The following is a 17,036-nucleotide window of genomic DNA, read 5'->3' on the forward strand; positions in this document are numbered from 1 at the left end:
CCATGTCAGGCATAAAGAACGAAGAACCGCGTCCAATGCAGGATATGGTTCTTCTGGCAAAATTGCTGCAATTCTCGGATTCAACACTGCCTGTTGGTGCGTTTGCATTCTCAAACGGGCTTGAATCCGCCCTGCAGACCGAGGTTGTAACAAACCCGGAAAGCCTGCATCAGTTTGTCAATCTGGTGGTCCGCCAAGCCGCTCATATGGACGGCATCGCGTTTCTTCATGCCCATCGCGCCATTCTGGCGGGCGACTATGAAGCTGTGCTCGCCGCTGATCATGAAGTCTGGGACCGTCGCGTGGGTGAAGAGCAACAGCTTATGCTGGCCCGAATGGGCAAGAAATTCGCTGAATTGTCTCTCAAGATCAGCGATTTCCCGCCGCTCGAGCGCTGGTTGAAAGACATCAAATCCGGCGCAACGCCGGGCTGCTTCCCAATTGGTCAGGCATTGGCTTTGGCACATATGGGGGCCGATGAACAGCAAGCTTTTGTTGTTCACCAATATGGTGTTGCATCGATGATCCTGAGTGCAGCAGTGCGCCTTATGCGCATCGATCATCTGGATACGCAGCGCATATTGTTCGCCGCTCAAGCCCGGGTTGAGCAAGACTATGAGGATGTGCACAGATTGGGGTTAGATGAAATGTCCAGTTTCGCGCCTGTCTTCGACATTCTCGTTGCGCATCATACAAAAACGCACGTCCGTCTATTTATGAACTGATTACGTTTCGAAATAGGAATAAGCCATGAAGAAAATTACACGTATTGGTATCGGTGGACCTGTTGGTTCGGGCAAGACGGCGGTTATTGAAACAATCACGCCGCGGCTGATTGAAATGGGCATCAAGCCGCTCATCATTACCAACGACGTTGTGACGACAGAAGATGCGAAGCAAGTTCGTCGCACACTTAACGGTATCCTGATTGAAGAAAAGATTGTCGGGGTTGAAACCGGCGCTTGCCCGCATACGGCCGTTCGCGAAGATCCGTCTATGAACATCGCAGCGGTTGAAGAGCTGGAAGAAAAATACCCGGACAGCGATGTTATTCTGATTGAATCGGGCGGCGATAATCTCACGCTCACATTCAGCCCGGCTCTCGCTGATTTCTATATTTACGTGATCGACGTAGCTGCTGGCGACAAGATTCCGCGCAAGAACGGCGCTGGTGTTTGCCAGTCCGATATTCTGGTTATCAACAAAAAGGATCTCGCACCTTATGTTGGCGCGAGCCTTGAAGTGATGGACCGCGATTCCAAGCTGATGCGTGGAAAAAAGCCATTTGTTTTCACCAATTGCAAAACGGGTGAAGGCATTGACGATCTGATGAAGCTCATTCTCGATATGGCGCTGTTTGACGTTAAGCCAGTTCTCGCCACCGAAGCAGCTGGGTAAAATCATGAGCCTACACGAGCGACTAAGCCGACTTGATGCAGCACGTGAGCTGAACTCGTATCAAACCGAGCCAGCACAGATGCGTGCTGCCGGGCCGGGGAAAATCGGTGAGTTGCGTCTCGGCTTTTCTATTCGCAATGGTCGCTCGGTGTTGCATGATCTTTACCGTGTGGCACCGCTTCTGGTTCAGCAGGCGCTTTACTGGGATGAGGCGATGCCAGAACTGCCGATTTGCTCCATCATTTCGATTGGTGGCGGCATTTTGCAGGGTGATCGCTACAAGATTGATATTCATGTTGGCGAAAATGCGTGCGCTCAAGTGACATCACAGGGCGCAAACCGTGTTCACCAGATGGATGCGAATTATGCCTCGCAATATCAGACAGTAACGCTCGAAGCTGGCGCATATCTCGAATATTTGCCCGATTTCACCATACCTTATCGCAATTCGCGCTTCATCAATCAGACGGAAATCGTGATCGATGAGAGTGCGACGCTGATCTATGGCGAGATGATGATGACGGGACGCAAGCATCATCATGAAGACGAGCGCTTCGGCTTCGATTTGCTCTCCATGCTTGTCTCTGTAAAGCGGCCAAATGGTAAGCGCCTGTTTACGGACAAGGTGCTGATCGAAAAAGGCAATCCGACGATAGATTTCGCGGCTGTGATGCGCGGTTTCGATGCTTTTGCAAATATTGTTTGCGTTACACCACCTGATGTTGCCGCACGTATCAAGGAGCGTGTCGAGGTAAATTTCAGCACTGATGCGCCACGTGCCATTTCTGGCGTATCAATGCTGCCCAACAATGCGGGGCTTATGCTGCGGGCTGTTGGCATTGAAAGCTATGATGTGCGCGCCGAGGTGCGAAATTTCTGGAAAATTGTTCGTGAAGAGGCCCGTGGACGTACTCTGCCAGAAGAGTTTCTCTGGCGTTAAAAATCGAAATACGGCTTCGATTTAATTGAGAGGGGATACTGAGATGGCAGAGAAGAACGTTAGTTTTCCAATCACCTGTCTTCGAGGGGCGGGGCAGGTTTTCTTTATGGAAAACGCCTTTACCGGTGTCATGTTTTTTGCAGCAATTGCCTATGCGTCTTACGCAACGGGCATTTGGGCCACCACGATTGGCGCAGTCATTGGCTTGATCGTTGCCACACTGACAGCTCAGCTGCTTGATTGCGACAAGCCCTCCATCAATTCAGGCCTTTTCGGCTTCAACGGCATTCTTGTTGGTGTTGCTCTGCCAACTTTCATCGCTGCAACGCCACAGCTCTGGTTTTACATTATCATTGGATCAGCACTAAGCACGGTCATTACAGCGACATTTGGTGCAACGCTGACGAAAAGCTGGGGCATTCCCGGTTCAACTGGCCCATTTGTGCTGACAGGCTGGCTTATGGTTGCCGGCGCTTACTCGTTTGGTGCATTGAATGTTACGGGTGACGCGCCAAAACTCGTCTCCGACTATGTTGCGGGTACAGCGACCATTCCGGCGAATATTGAGCTCGTGCAAATCTTCTTCCGCAACATTGCGCAGGTATTTTTGCTCGGCAATGAGGTGAGCGGCGCACTGATCCTGATTGGTATTTTCGTGGCCTCACGTCCAGCGGGTATCGCAGCAGCGCTTGGCTCACTCATCGCCATGATCATAGCCATCGGCATGCGCGCTGATCCAGCAACGGTTGTTCAGGGGCTTTATGGTTTTAGCCCCGTACTGACAGCAATTGCGGTTGGAACAGTTTTCCTGAAAACCGATGGAAAAGTCATCGTTTACGCGGTGCTCGCAACCATTACCACTGTCTTCATTCAGGGTGCCTATGATGTGATCATGGCTCCTATGGGGCTGCCGTCTTTCACAGCGCCTTATGTGCTCACACTTTATCTGTTTATCGCACCGAAGAAACTCTTCGCACCGCATCCGCACAAGCCGGTCGCCAAGCATCTCGTAAGCGATAAGTAATTTTTGAAATAAAGAACCGATGGCTCTGAATTTCAGTTCTGAAGGAAAAAGAACATGCAATCTATAAGTGCTGGCGATACAGCCTTTCTTCTGATTTGTACGGCGCTGGTCTGTATGATGACCCCAGCTTTGGCTCTGTTCTACGGTGGTCTTGTCCGTCAGCGTGATGTTCTGTCGATCATGATACAGAACTTTGTCTGCATGGGTGTGATCGGCCTCATCTGGGTTTTTGGTGGTTTCAGCCTTGCATTCGGCCCGTCCATCGGCGGTGTCATTGGCGACATCACCACCTATTTCGGCATGTATCATGTAGGTATTGAACCGAACGCCACCTATGCGGCCAATGTGCCTTTCATTCTGGTTTTCGCATATCAGATGATGTTCGCCATCATCACACCTGCGCTGATGACGGGCGCTTTTGTCGGGCGCTTCAAGTTCGGTGCTTATCTGTTCTTCATCGCTTTCTGGACTATTCTGGTCTATCTGCCAGCAGCCCATTGGATCTGGGGTGGCGGCTTCCTTGCAAAGCTCGGTGTTGTCGACTTCGCAGGTGGTATCGTCATTCACGCTTCCGCTGGTTTCTCCGCATTGGCGGCAGCAAAATATCTCGGCAAGCGCAAACTCGCAAAAGGCCAGAAGGAATCCCAGCCTGCAAGCTTGCCGCTGGTTGCAATCGGTGCAGGTCTTCTATGGTTTGGCTGGTTTGGCTTCAATGCGGGCGGCGCTTACGCAGCCGATGCACTGGCGGCTTATGCCTTCACCAACACTATGCTGGCAGGCTCCATCGCCATGCTCGTCTGGATGTTCTGGGAATGGAAAGAATCCGGACGTCCATCGTTCTCTGGTGTACTTGTTGGGGCGGTCACGGGTCTTGCAACGATCACGCCTGCTGCCGGTTATGTTGAACCAATGACGGCGCTGCTCATCGGTGCAATCGGCGCATCCGTGTGCTTTAATGCCAAATATGTTCAGAAGTGGCTCAAGATCGACGACACGCTGGAAGTCTGGCGCGCGCATGGTGTTGGCGGCATGACAGGTGCAATCCTGATCGGTGTGACAGCCAGCTCAAACATCAATGCGGTATCGGCAAGCGCTTATCAGCTTGGCATTCAGGCAATGGCTGTGGCTATCGTGGCGGCTTATGCCTGGATTATCACGATGATCCTGCTCAAAATCCTCGATGCTTTCGGTCATCTGCGCGTGCCGGAAGAAGTACAGCTCGAAGGTCTGGATGAAGATCTCTATGGAGAAAATGCATTCAGCCTCTGGGGCATGAAAAAGAACATGGATAAGTAATTCATCCAGCCCGTTATATAAAAGCCCGCATCTGATAGCTGCGGGCTTTTCTTTCAATTTCTCATGCACTTAAGCAAAATTAAATGCGTATTTCATCAATATATTGATTGCCTCGCGAGAATACCGCAGTAAGATGTTTTTGGTAAAAGATCATACTGTGGGGATAGAGATGAATTTCAAAGCCATTTCGGTTGCATCCATTGTGGCACTTACATGTGCAACATCAGCCTATGCCCAGCCGAAAGATACTCTCGTTCTGGCGATTGGTGGTGAGCCGGATAATGGATTTGATCCCCTCGCAGGATGGGGCGGCTATGGGAACCCACTGTTTCAATCAACGTTGCTGCGACGTGATGTGAACCTCGAAACGGCGCCCGATCTGGCAACCAGCTGGACACTGTCTGATGACCGAAAAGTCTGGACGATCAAATTGCGCGATGATGTAAAGTTTTCTGATGGCACACCAGTTACCGCCGAGGATGTTGCTTTTACATTCAATACAGCCAAGGCATCCACCAACGCGATTGATTTAAGCGTGATGGAAAAGGCCGAGGCTATCGATAAAGACACCGTGCAGATTTCGCTTAGCAAGCCGTGGATCACTTTTGTCGAAGCATTCTACACACTCGGTATTGTGCCCGCAGCTTCTTACGGTCGTGATTATGGGCGTAAGCCAGTAGGCTCCGGACCGTATAAGTTTGTAGCCTGGAATGAAGGCGAACAGCTTATCGTCGAGCGCAACGACGCTTATTATGGCGATAAGGGGCCATTTAAGAAAATCACGTTCCTGTTCACGGGTGAAGCTCCGGGTTTAGCAGCAGCAAATGCTGGAGCGGTCGATATGGTTGCAGTTCCGGCTCAGCTCGCAGATGCAGTTCCGAACGGCTTTCAGGCAGTTCCCGTGCAAACAGTCGACAATCGTGGCTTGAGCCTTCCTTTTACAAAGCCGCATGACGTCAATGGCCGCAAAGTTGGAAATGCTGTGACGACAGACCCTGCTATTCGCAAAGCGATCAATATGGGTATTGATCGGAAGCTGGTCGTTGATGTAGCTCTGCATGGTCATGGTACACCTGCATTCGGTCCCGCCGATGGATTGCCATGGGCAGGGAAAGCCGATCAAATTGAATTCAATCTTGATGGTGCGAAAGCCATACTTGATGAGGCTGGTTGGACGGCCGGTGAGGATGGAATCCGCGCCAAAGATGGTGTGAGAGCCGCCTTTCCAATCAACTATCCGGCGAGCGATGCAACGCGACAAGCATTGGCTGAGACCGCAGCCGAACTGTTGCGCCCTCTTGGTATTGAAGCAACGCCCCAAGGTGGAAGCTGGGATGCAATCGGGCGTGTGATGCATTCCGAACCCGTGGTTTTCGGCTTTGGCAGTCACTCCCCTTATCAGCTCTATAGCCTGTTTGCCCAAAAGCTCGGCGGCGTGGAATATATGAACCCGAGTTATTACGCCAACCCGAAGGTTGAGGAGCTTTTTGAGAAAGCGCAGGGCGCAGGCAGCCTAGAAGGGTCAATGCCTTATTGGTCTAAAGCCGCTGACTATTACGGGTTGAAGGGTGATAATTCATGGGCTTGGCTCGTTAATTTCGACCATGTTTATTTCGTCAACAAGTGCCTTGATCTCGGAAAGACACAGATCGAACCACATGGTCACGGCTGGCCGGTTACTGCAACAATTGCCAACTGGCGGTGGACTTGCGAGTGACGACAAACCTCGCCACCCAGATTTCCTTACGCATTTTGCGTCTCTGTGCGCTGGTGATTTGCGTTGCCTTCGCGGTGTTCCTGCTGATGAAGGCATCACCCATTGATCCGGTGGATGCGTATCTCGGTCCAGCGATGGCCTATGTTGGGCCAGAGCAGAAAATGCAGATTGCTGCAATATGGGGCCTCGACCGCCCCGTCTATGAGCAGTTTTTGCGATGGGCTGGAAATATCCTCAGTGGTGATCTCGGTTTTAGCATCACTTACAATACTTCCGTGGCCGAGGTGATGAGCACGCGTATCGGGACATCGCTGACGCTTACGGGTCTCGCATGGTTGCTATCCGGGATTCTCGGCTTTTCTCTTGGAATGCTTTCAGCGGCTTATGAAGGACGCTGGCCTGACCGCATCATTCGGCTTTATTGCTACATTTTGGCCGCAACGCCGACTTTCTGGCTGGCAATGCTGATGTTGGCGCTGTTCTCAGTAAAACTGGGCTGGACACCAATATGTTGCGCTGGTCCGATTGGCGTTCCTTCGGAAGACGTCACCTTCATAGAACGCTTGCAGCATCTGATCCTTCCTCTGACGGCATTGACGCTATTTGGTGTCGCGCAGATCGCTTTGCATTCTCGCGCCAAGCTGATCGAGGTTCTGCAATCAGACTACATTACATTTGCGCGCGCACAAGGTGCGCGTCAGAGTGACATCATCCTACGCCACGGCGTTCGCAACTCAGCTCTGCCAGCGTTGACCGTGTTGTTTGCGTCAATTGGTGAAATATTCGGCGGAGCCATTCTTGCAGAGCAGGTTTTCGCCTGGCCCGGATTGGGGCGAGCTGCCGTGGAAGCGGGTATTCGTGGCGACGTAGCGTTGTTGCTGGCTGTTGCCATGCTGACCACCGTTGTAGTTTCGACTGGCAATATGATTGCCGATATTCTTTATCGCGTTGTCGATCCAAGGTTGAAGGGGCAAGCATGAAGGCTTTCCCTCTCAACGGGCGCATTCGGGCGCTCATCAGCGCTATTTTCGCTCTGGCTATCATTGCCGCCATCACATTTGGCGCATGGGCCTATGGCAATGTCGGTATTCGCTCTGACTTTTCCATACGCAATTTACCGCCATCATTTGCGCATTGGTTTGGTACTGATCAGATGGGGCGCGATATGCTGGCTCGAACGCTGCATGGGCTAACCTTGAGCCTGCGCGTTGGTATTCTGGCAGCAGGCTTTTCGGTCATTATTGCACTGATCATCGTTCTGCTATCAGGCCTCGGCAGAACAGCCGATGCGGTTGGTAGCTTCATTACCGATGCCATGCTCGCCATGCCGCATCTGGTTCTGCTTATCCTGATCAGCTTTGCGCTGGGTGGCGGAACGAGCGCGGTGATCATCGCTGTTGCGATTTCGCACTGGCCGCGTTTTGCGCGTATCTTGCGCGCCGAACTTATTCAGGTGCGCGTGGCACCCTTTGTTGAAGCATCGCGTAGCTTTGGTAAATCGCGCAGCTTCATATTGCTCAACCACATCCTGCCGCATCTGTTGCCACAGATGCTGGTTGGATTTTTGCTGATGTTTCCACATGCCATCTTGCATGAAGCAGGCCTGACATTCCTGGGCTTTGGCCTGGAACCATCACGCCCAGCAATCGGAATCATGCTGTCGGAAGCCATGCAACACATCACTGGGGGCCGCTGGTGGCTCGCCGTCTTCCCCGGTCTTGCACTGTTGATCATGGTGCTGTGCTTCGATTTGCTCGCCAATGCATTGCGTCGTCTTATCAGTCCAAAAGAGGCCCATATATGATGCTTGAAATTGATAGCCTTTCTGTTTCATTCCAGCGCTACAATGGTCTGTTCCGTCAGAATTTAATGACGCGATTGTCCGATGTGTCACTCAACATCGCGGCAGGGGAAATCGTTGCGCTGGTTGGGCACTCGGGAGCTGGGAAAAGTCTGCTCGCGCATGCAATTCTGGGACTAATACCGAACAATGCGATAACAAGCGGAGAGATTTTCTTCGACGGCAAATTGCTGGATGAAACTGCGCGCCAAAAGCTGCGAGGACGGGAAATCGCATTGCTGCCGCAACAGACAACTTATCTCGATCCAACGGCGAATGTCGGGGATCTTATAAACTGGGCTGCCAAGCGCGCTGGAAAACCTACAAAAATATCTGAGAGGCTTGCAGAGGTTGGCCTCTACACAGATGTCGCGAAACTATATCCTCACCAATTATCCGGTGGCATGGCACGCCGAGTTCTGATGGCACAAGCGACAGCAGGAGAAGCCAAACTGTTAATTGCCGATGAACCAACTGCTGGTCTCGATCCAGAAAACTGCACTATGATTCTGCAAAAACTGCGCAGACATGCGGATAATGGCGGCACTTGTCTTATAATAACGCATGATCTTATGACCATTCAGCCTTATGCCGACAAAATAGCTATTCTTAATGAAGGAAAGCTATGTTGCTTTTTACCGGCCACTGCCTTTCAAGGGTCAGGTGACCAGATTACGTCTCACTATGCAAAAAACATGTGGCGCGCTTTGCCCCAAAACGGCTTCAACGCATATGCTTGAAGCAAAAAACATCAGCGCATCTTTTAAACAGAGATCTGTTTTTTCAAATCTTTCGATAACGATAAAAACAGGTGAGATATTTTGCATTTCAGGGCAATCGGGATGTGGAAAGACGACATTGGGCCGAATACTCGCTGGCCTGCACCAACCCGACCAGGGAGCCATCTTTCTGGACAACCAATGCTTTTCACCTAAGAAAAGCTGGAATGTCCAATATTTGTATCAATCTCCGCTCGCAGCAATGAATTCTCGCTGGCGCATTAAGAATATTATTAATGAATCGGGACCGACTGATACCGAGCTGGCACAACGTCTTGGTGTGCAAGAAGAATGGGGAGACCGTTACCCCCATGAGCTATCAGGGGGACAATTACAACGCGTCGCAATATTAAGAGCACTTGGTGCAAAGCCACGTTATATTATTGCAGATGAAATCACATCTGCACTTGATCCCATAGCACAAGCACAAATTTGGCACGTTCTCACATCATTGGTCGAAAAAAAATCAATGGGAATTGTAGCAATCAGCCATGATAAGGAATTACTTGCAAAAATCAGCAAATTACAAAGACACCTTATACTAGATGAAATGAAAAATCGCACAACACTCAACAGTTAATAAACTTTAGTGTGATATGCTTTACGTTTAGAGTAAAATATTAATTTTGCATATTTTTAGCGACTGCCCACAAATACCTATAGGAGGTTACAGCTAGTTCAAGTCGCCCAAATAGGTCTTCACGACGCAGACCAGCGCAATGGCTGCTTCAAAACAAACGATTCTTGCGGTCGATGTTCAATTTGCCATTATGCGCCATAAAGCAGAACGGTTGCGGCATCGATGGATGCTGATCAGTATTGGTCGAAAGCCGCGTATGAAATAGATCGTGTGGTTTGCGTGATCACTATCGACCAGAATTAGGCGATATTTTCCACATCACCGTGATCAAACTCGCAAGCATTTTAATACCCACGATCAGGTAAGAATTTGCGTCACCGATCGTGTAGCTGAAATCATCATGGGTACAAACTGGCGGGTGATGGTATTTTCATCATAGCGCAGGTTAGACGCAGCGAGCACCACGGCAGCAGTCGTGTGACCATCAGGCAAATGGATTGGTGCGGCCAAGGCGATATCATTGGCGTAAACCTGCTCTACCGCAATCGCAAATCCGCGCTGACGGGTCTCATAAACCCGCTGCCATATCTGTTCGGGCTCGAAGATCGTTTTAGGCGTATAAGCGCGCAAGTCACTTCGCGCGAGGATATCGTTAATTTGCTCATCCTGTAATCCGGCGAGAAAAACCAATCCCGCAGCAGAGCAATAAGCGGGAAGCTTGCTTCCAACGATCACATCGTTGTCGAGTGTATTCGCGGACAGATAGCGGGCCAGATAAATAATATCGGTGTCATCGCGCAACGTCAGAGAGATTGTCTCTCCCGTACTGCGATTAAGATGCATCAAATATGGATGCGCACGCTGCACCAACTGGCTGGATCGCGTATAGCGGTAACCCATATTCAGCGACTTGGCTGAAAGCTCATACGTCTTCGAATTTGGTACTTTTTGAAGATAACCAAGGTATAGCAAAGTATGTGCAAAGCGCTGCGCAGCAGAGCGGTCAATGCCCGCGCGCTGGGCAAGCTGAGTCAACGTTTGACGAGAATTAACCGCATCAAAAGTCTCGAGAACGCGAAACGCCTTTTCGACGGCCCGAACCAGCATTGGATCGTCATGTTCTTCGTCGTGATGCGCCATTTCAAGCCGTCCCTCCGCCTTGTACTAAGGCACCCCCGATATCATGCATCTAGGCAATAATAATCACTTGATAGGAATTAGTTACAGAATTTTTCATTGTCCCAAAGCAATATATCTGAGCCGAAATGCTTGCCAAATCGCAAAAGGTGCCGAGAACGGCACCTTTCTTTACAAAGATCAAAAATCAGAAACGAACACCTTCAGAAATCACGGAAGTATCCATTCCCGCATCCTTGAAGCCTTCAATTAGCAAAGGAACAATTGCCTGACTTGCGCGGTTTTCTTCTGCCCACTTCTGAAGAAATGCCTGAACGCGACCATCTTCATCGATACGTGTTGCCGCTGAAACAGGAATGCCATGCGGTGGTGTCGGAACCGTATAGCTGGAGAACACAGCTGGAGCGGTCGAGAATGTTTTGACGCAAATCGGCAGCTCCTGGATCATGTAATCTGCACGACCGGACTGAACGGCCATGATGGCTTCGCTCATTTCCTTCAAGCTCATAATCTTGGCTTTTGGCATGCTTTCTTTAATGAAGTTGGTCTGCGCTGTACCCGTCACCATAGCAAAAGTGACGTCTGGGTTGTTATATTCTTCCCAAGTGGCCATTGGTTGTTTCGCTTTTGAGCCAATCACGCAATCAGACATCTGCCAAACAGGACCAGCCATGGCCAGCGCCTTTTTGCGCTCTTCCGTAGCAGTCATTCCCGGGAAAATATCGAGACGGCCAGATTGCAGGTCGAGAACGATGCTCTGCCACGTGACTTCACGCCATTTGAGCTTGAGGTCTTTACCCATAGCCTTGCCAAGATCAGCAGCCATCTGACGACAAACGCGCGGGCCATAGCCAGCATATTCGAGCTCGCCACCAACATGAAAGGACGTTGGTGGGTAGTTACGGACACCGCCGCAAACAACTTCACCGGTGCGTTCAATCTTGTCCCATACAGATTCAGCCATAGCTGGCACACTGGCAACGGCTGCCGAACAGGCCAACAATGCAGCTGCGATCATCCTCATCATGTCGATATTCCCTTCGTTTGCTCTTCTATAGAGAGCTTTAATTTAACCAACAGCAGCATGTATTTTTCTGTCAGAACAAAACAAGCGAAAACTTTGTTTTTTGCACTTTAAGCCTGATAAAACCGTAATTAGACGGTCATTTATTAATTAAATATCGTATAATGATTTAAAGTAATCGCTATACGATTAAATCAGCATTTTTATCTTGAAAATGCTTTTCAGTGATTCCGAATCGCGCTAGCGCTTAAGAAAAAGACCGCCTGATCGGGAATGAACACGGTCGCAAAATGGGAGTGCATGCAAATGTACCAATTTGACTGGTCCGTTATTCTTGACGGGCAATTGTGGCTTAACGCAATCGGTGTAACCATTGCTTATGCGGTTGTAACGTCGCTCGCAGGCCTTCTCATCGGCATCATTCTTGGGCTTGCTCTGGTGTCGCGGATACCTGTGCTCAAGTGGCTTATAAATGCCTATATCCACTTGTTCCGCTGTACGCCTCTGCTGGTTCAGATTGTTTGGTTCTTTTATGCCCTGCCAATGTTGACTGGCTATACCTTGCCAGATTGGTTTGCCGCTGGCCTGGGTCTGACACTCTATATGGGCGCATTTGCAGCCGAAATTTTCCGCGCAGGCGTTATCTCCATAGACCGTGGCCAATGGGAAGCATCAACTGTGCTTGGCTTCTCCTACGTCACGAAGATGCGCCACATCATTCTACCCCAAGCAACACGCAGAATGATCCCTCCAATCGTAAGTCAGACAATTCTGCAGCTTAAAAACACGTCTCTTCTGTCTGTCGTTGCCGTGCCTGACATTATGTATGCGGCGGGTAGCCTGACGATGGAAACCTACAGGCCTCTGGAAGTCTACACATTCGCAGCACTGCTATATCTCGTCATTCTGACACCCGTAACTTTGATCGCCAATCGCTTTGAAATCAAACACTAGGGGTGCGTCATGATTAATGTAAAAAATCTGCGAAAAACATTTGGTACGCATGAAGTTCTCAAGGGAATTGATCTCGCGGTAAATCGCGGTGATGTAGCCGTTCTTATTGGCCCATCCGGTTGTGGAAAATCGACCCTGCTCCGCTGTCTTGATTTGCTTGAGCAGCCAACTGAAGGTCGTATTGAAATCGCGGGTAAGAGCCTCGAGTTTACACCCAAGAGTAAATTCTCCGAACGGGTACAGGCTGATTTTCGCGCGAAAACAGGCATGGTCTTTCAGGGCTTTCACCTGTTCCCGCATATGACGGTCTTGCAGAACGTTATGTCAGGGCCGCTGCTCAACAAGCTCAAAACCAAGCAGCAATCCAAAGAGCTGGCGATGTCGCTGCTTAAGCGCGTCGGACTGGCCGATAAGATCGATCTCTACCCTCAACAAATTTCAGGCGGGCAAGCACAACGTGTTGCAATCGCACGCGCACTGGCATTGGAGCCGGAAGTCATGTTGTTTGATGAGCCGACATCCGCCCTTGATCCTGAACTCGTCGGGGAAGTTCTCGATGTGATGCAGGGACTAGCAGCCGATGGAACAACCATGATCGTGGTGACACACGAAATGAGCTTCGCGCGCAATGTGGCATCAAAGGTCATCTTCATGGAAGGCGGACATGTCGTCGAGACGGGCGCACCAGACGACGTCTTGCGTAACCCGCAAACTGATCGGCTGAAGTCCTTCCTGTCCAAGGTCGAACATTAATTACATCCAATAAAAATGGGACATTTGATCATGAAACATTCTGACTTGCAGGGTATGTATCCTGCAATTCCGACACCGCTGACTGATGATGGAAAACTCGATGTCGCGAAACTGGAAACCCTGATCGAATTCAACCTGGCTGGCGGAGCAAAGGGACTTGCACCGATTGGCGGTACAGGCGAATTTACGGCCTTGTCGTCAGAAACACGCCTTGCTGTCGTTCGCGAAACTGTTCGTATCGTCAATGGTAGGGTTCCGGTTGTTGCTGGCGTTGTGTCCCCCGGTTGGGCAGAAGCTGTTGAACATGGAAAGGCATTTAAGGAAGCGGGTGCGGACGCTCTTCTTCTGGTAACGCCTTTCTATGTCATTCCAAGCCAACAGGGCGTCATTGACTATTTCCACGCCTATCGTCAGACAGTCGATCTGCCTATTGTTTACTACGATGTCCCTTCTCGCACGAGCTTTGTGACGGCTGTTGAAACACTCAAAACATTGGGTGAAGACGGAACGATCATCGGCGCCAAAATCTGCAATACCGATGCCTATTACTTCAATCGCTTATCGGCAGCGATTGGCGACAAGATTGCTCTGCTTTCCGGCGATGACATGATGTATGCCGTGCATATCATGTATGGCGCGACGGGCGGAATACTTGCCAGCGCGCCGATGTTGCCAGCATTCTGGACCCGTATTCACGACACGCTTATCAGCGGCAACTATGCTGAGGGTATTGCGCTGCATCGTCAGCTACTTCCGACTTTTGCAGCACTTTTCAACGAAGTGAACCCTGGTCCGCTCAAGTCCATGATGGCTGATCTCGGCATGCCTGTCGGTCCGGTTTCATTGCCGCTTAGAGCGCCGAATGAGACAACCCTCAGCCTTATTTCCAAGGCTATTGAAGGTCTGAAAGCGCAAGGGATCGCGTAAGCATGGCAGGCGGGGCGGAGTTTCTGGATTTTGCAGAGGCGAGAGAAAAGGCGAGGTCTTTTCTCCCCCGCGCTCTATTTGATTATATTGATCGGGGCACGGAAGCGGAAGACGCGATAGCAGCACTTCATCGTGGCTTCCAGGCAAAACGCATCGTCCCCCATGTGCTGCGCCCCGTCGCGTCACCGGCCCTATCAACAAGCTATCTTGGTCACGATCATAGTTGCCCCTTCGTGATTGCTCCTACCGCGCTGGCAGGTATGGTTCGATATAATGGCGAGGTCGTTATGGCGCGCGCAGCAAAAGCTGCGGGCCTGCCATTTGTTGTCGCTACCCAATCATCAACAAGCATTGAGCATATTTCGGACGGTGCACCGGGGAGCGAACTTTGGTTTCAGCTCTATGTGTGGAATGATCGCAACGAGACATGGAAACTGCTGGAACGCGTAAAATCATGTGGCGTCGAAACACTCGTCCTAACGGTGGATACACCCGCATCACCCAAGAAAATTCATAACCGGCGCAATGGCTTTGGTGTTCCGTTGCAACCCTCCGCCACTCTGGCGCTCGACTTGATGGCTCATCCACGCTGGACACTTGGCGTTATGGGACGCTATGCGCTCGGCAATGGCTTCCCTTCCTACGCACATTATCCCGGCGCAGTCGCGAAAGCCGTTACGCAATCCATTCGCGATCCGCGCTTCGCATTGGATATGGTTCTAGACCTTGAATTTCTCAAAGAGCTTCGTCGCCAATGGCCACATAAGCTTGTCATCAAAGGTGTCATGGCGGTTAGCGATGCAGTCGCTATGTTTGAAGCAGGCTGCGATGGGGTCGTTGTGTCGGCGCATGGTGGCCGCAATATGGACAGCGCAGCGCTTCCTTTGGAAGTTCTTCCAAGAATACGCGATGCCGTTGGTCCTGATAAAACGCTTTTTTCAGATAGCGGCGTCAGACGTGGTTCGGATGCAGCCAAGTTACTCGCAGCAGGTGCTGACGGTGTATTCTTAGGGCGCGCGCCACTCTATGGACTTGCTGCTGATGGGAGCGATGGCGTTGTTCGCATAGTCGACCAGCTCCGCGATGAGCTTCGATCATTTCTCGCTTTCGCAGGTGCTCCCACCATTCCAGATCTTCGACAATCTGAGTGGATTGGTTAGCAATCCAAACTTTTGTCCAGACAGCTCTTTTTCAGGCCAGTTTCATGCAGTTCAAGTCCGATAATAATGATCAATTACTCGCAACCCTGCGCGAGGTGATTGGCGATCAGTATGTGATGACAGATGCGCACGATACTGAGCCCTATCTTACCGATTGGCGGGGTTACGAAACAGGCAACGCACTTGCTGTTGTTTTCCCTGCGACGACTGAAGAAGTATCGCAACTATTGCGTATCGCAGCGGATTATAAATGTTGCGTGGTTCCTCAGGGAGGGAATACAGGCCTGGTGCAAGGCGCAATCCCGGTAGGGCAAAGCCGTGCAATTGTTATCGGCCTTCGCCGGTTGGATCGTATCCGCGAAATTGATAAAGCGTCCAATATTGTTGTACTGGAAGCTGGTGTTACCCTTTCAGCCGGACACGATGCTGCTGCACGTGTTGACCGCCGTATCCCGCTGCATCTTGGCAGTGAGGGCAGCGCACAAATCGGTGGCCTCGCAGCTACAAATGCTGGTGGCACAAGCGCTCTGCGCTATGGCCCAATCCGCGAGTTGATTTGCGGTATTGAGGTTGTTTTGCCAGATGGTCGTATTTTCAGCGACTTAAAAGCGCTGCGCAAAAACAACACGGGCTACGATCTGAAAAACTTATTCATCGGATCCGAAGGCACGCTCGGCGTCATCACCGCTGTCGCTTTGCGTATGCAGCCTGTTTTGCGCTCATCAGGCCATGCATGGATTGCACTGCCCAGTCTTGAAACAGCCGTCGAGATTCTAATCGGAATACAAGACCGCTTTGACAGTGCCGTACAAGCTGTCGAGCTTTTGTCCGGCAATCAGGTTGACCTCGTTTTGCAGCATATACCGCGCTCCCGCCACCCACTGGAAAGCCGCCCTGAATGGTCACTTCTGGTAGAATTGGGAAGCACGGATCCCAAAGCTGATCTGCACAATGCCCTTGAAGAATGGCTTAGCGAGCTATTTGAGGAAGGCATTGTCGAGGATGCATTCATCGCGCAAAGCGATGCTCAGGCCGCCGATATCTGGCATTTGCGGCATTCGGTTTCTGAAGCAAATAAGCTCGAAGGTCATAGTCTTTCGCACGATATCGCCGTTCGTCCAGCACTGGTTCCCGAGCTGATTGAGCGGGCAACCGACGCAGTTCACGAGTTGCACCCAGATGCGCGTATTCATATTGTCTCACATATTGGCGATGGCAATGTTCATTTCATTGCCCATTTCAAACATGATCAGTGGACCAATTTTGAAAATCCGAAGCGCGTGACTTCGGAAATCATGACAAGGGTGCATAACGTTGTTGATGAGCTCAATGGGACGTTTTCTGCTGAGCATGGTATTGGCCGCAAGCTAACCGCAGAACTCAACCTGCGCACCGACCCTGTACGTATGGAACTGATGCGTTCAGTTCGGCATTTGCTTGATCCATCAAAAATCCTGAACCCAGATAGCGTGATTGCGAATGAAACTTAGAGACAAAATAGATGCCA

17 protein-coding genes and 1 pseudogene are annotated in these 17,036 nt (G+C 50.7%); 15 read left to right on the forward strand and 3 right to left on the reverse strand.

What is annotated here, in order from left to right; all coding sequences use genetic code 11:
• The first annotated feature begins 2 nt into the window (after window positions 1-2).
• From RI570_RS12895 to RI570_RS12940, 10 genes are all read left to right on the forward strand, one after another.
• Window positions 3-725, forward strand: coding sequence for an urease accessory protein UreF (locus RI570_RS12895; RefSeq protein WP_313828950.1), 723 nt, complete (start codon window positions 3-5; stop codon window positions 723-725).
• Between the two features lie 25 nt (window positions 726-750).
• Window positions 751-1,398 (forward strand): urease accessory protein UreG, encoded by a 648-nt coding sequence (gene ureG / locus RI570_RS12900; RefSeq protein ID WP_250042530.1) that lies wholly within the window; start codon window positions 751-753, stop codon window positions 1,396-1,398.
• Window positions 1,399-1,402: 4 nt separating this feature from the next.
• The gene (locus RI570_RS12905) at window positions 1,403-2,338 is read left to right on the forward strand and encodes an urease accessory protein UreD (protein ID WP_313828951.1); all 936 of its coding nucleotides are present in this window, start codon (window positions 1,403-1,405) and stop codon (window positions 2,336-2,338) included.
• A gap of 43 nt (window positions 2,339-2,381) precedes the next feature.
• Complete coding sequence (gene yut / locus RI570_RS12910) at window positions 2,382-3,362, forward strand: urea transporter (RefSeq protein WP_313828953.1); 981 nt, start codon at window positions 2,382-2,384, stop codon at window positions 3,360-3,362.
• A gap of 54 nt (window positions 3,363-3,416) precedes the next feature.
• Window positions 3,417-4,658, forward strand: coding sequence for an ammonium transporter (locus RI570_RS12915; protein WP_313828955.1), 1,242 nt, complete (start codon window positions 3,417-3,419; stop codon window positions 4,656-4,658).
• A 169-nt stretch (window positions 4,659-4,827) separates the two neighbouring features.
• Window positions 4,828-6,375 (forward strand): ABC transporter substrate-binding protein, encoded by a 1,548-nt coding sequence (locus tag RI570_RS12920; RefSeq protein WP_313828957.1) that lies wholly within the window; start codon window positions 4,828-4,830, stop codon window positions 6,373-6,375.
• Window positions 6,372-7,355, forward strand: coding sequence for an ABC transporter permease (locus RI570_RS12925; protein WP_313828959.1), 984 nt, complete (start codon window positions 6,372-6,374; stop codon window positions 7,353-7,355). Before RI570_RS12920 ends, RI570_RS12925 begins: the two co-directional genes overlap by 4 nt.
• The gene (locus tag RI570_RS12930; protein WP_313828960.1) at window positions 7,352-8,179 is read left to right on the forward strand and encodes an ABC transporter permease; all 828 of its coding nucleotides are present in this window, start codon (window positions 7,352-7,354) and stop codon (window positions 8,177-8,179) included. The genes RI570_RS12925 and RI570_RS12930 overlap by 4 nt, the downstream gene beginning before the upstream one ends.
• Window positions 8,176-8,955: an ATP-binding cassette domain-containing protein gene (locus RI570_RS12935; RefSeq protein WP_313828962.1), complete on the forward strand. Its 780-nt coding sequence runs from the start codon at window positions 8,176-8,178 to the stop codon at window positions 8,953-8,955. Before RI570_RS12930 ends, RI570_RS12935 begins: the two co-directional genes overlap by 4 nt.
• Window positions 8,948-9,574, forward strand: a complete 627-nt coding sequence (locus tag RI570_RS12940) for an ABC transporter ATP-binding protein (protein WP_313828963.1) — start codon at window positions 8,948-8,950, stop codon at window positions 9,572-9,574. Before RI570_RS12935 ends, RI570_RS12940 begins: the two co-directional genes overlap by 8 nt.
• A gap of 154 nt (window positions 9,575-9,728) precedes the next feature.
• On the opposite strand, the pseudogene RI570_RS21680 reads toward RI570_RS12940, so the two are convergent.
• From RI570_RS21680 to RI570_RS12950, 3 genes and pseudogenes are all read right to left on the reverse strand, one after another.
• Window positions 9,729-9,856 (reverse strand): annotated as a pseudogene (locus tag RI570_RS21680) (hypothetical protein); the annotation flags it as partial.
• Window positions 9,857-9,931: 75 nt separating this feature from the next.
• The gene (locus RI570_RS12945; RefSeq protein ID WP_313828964.1) at window positions 9,932-10,714 is read right to left on the reverse strand and encodes an IclR family transcriptional regulator; all 783 of its coding nucleotides are present in this window, start codon (window positions 10,712-10,714) and stop codon (window positions 9,932-9,934) included.
• 184 nt (window positions 10,715-10,898) lie between these two features.
• Complete coding sequence (locus tag RI570_RS12950) at window positions 10,899-11,738, reverse strand: transporter substrate-binding domain-containing protein (RefSeq protein ID WP_313828965.1); 840 nt, start codon at window positions 11,736-11,738, stop codon at window positions 10,899-10,901.
• A 303-nt stretch (window positions 11,739-12,041) separates the two neighbouring features.
• Here RI570_RS12950 and RI570_RS12955 point away from each other — a divergent pair, with 303 nt between their 5' ends.
• From RI570_RS12955 to RI570_RS12975, 5 genes are read left to right on the forward strand one after another with little or no spacing between them, the layout of a single operon-like run.
• Window positions 12,042-12,689: an amino acid ABC transporter permease gene (locus RI570_RS12955; RefSeq protein ID WP_313828966.1), complete on the forward strand. Its 648-nt coding sequence runs from the start codon at window positions 12,042-12,044 to the stop codon at window positions 12,687-12,689.
• 9 nt (window positions 12,690-12,698) lie between these two features.
• On the forward strand, window positions 12,699-13,442 hold the full coding sequence (locus tag RI570_RS12960) for an amino acid ABC transporter ATP-binding protein (RefSeq protein ID WP_313828968.1): 744 nt from the start codon (window positions 12,699-12,701) through the stop codon (window positions 13,440-13,442).
• A gap of 30 nt (window positions 13,443-13,472) precedes the next feature.
• Window positions 13,473-14,369, forward strand: a complete 897-nt coding sequence (locus tag RI570_RS12965; protein ID WP_313828969.1) for a dihydrodipicolinate synthase family protein — start codon at window positions 13,473-13,475, stop codon at window positions 14,367-14,369.
• 2 nt (window positions 14,370-14,371) lie between these two features.
• Window positions 14,372-15,529: an alpha-hydroxy acid oxidase gene (locus RI570_RS12970; protein WP_313828971.1), complete on the forward strand. Its 1,158-nt coding sequence runs from the start codon at window positions 14,372-14,374 to the stop codon at window positions 15,527-15,529.
• A gap of 44 nt (window positions 15,530-15,573) precedes the next feature.
• Window positions 15,574-17,019: an FAD-binding oxidoreductase gene (locus RI570_RS12975; RefSeq protein WP_313828972.1), complete on the forward strand. Its 1,446-nt coding sequence runs from the start codon at window positions 15,574-15,576 to the stop codon at window positions 17,017-17,019.
• The last annotated feature ends 17 nt before the right edge of the window (window positions 17,020-17,036 follow it).

This window comes from Brucella pseudogrignonensis (assembly GCF_032190615.1).
Lineage (GTDB): Bacteria > Pseudomonadota > Alphaproteobacteria > Rhizobiales > Rhizobiaceae > Brucella > Brucella pseudogrignonensis_B.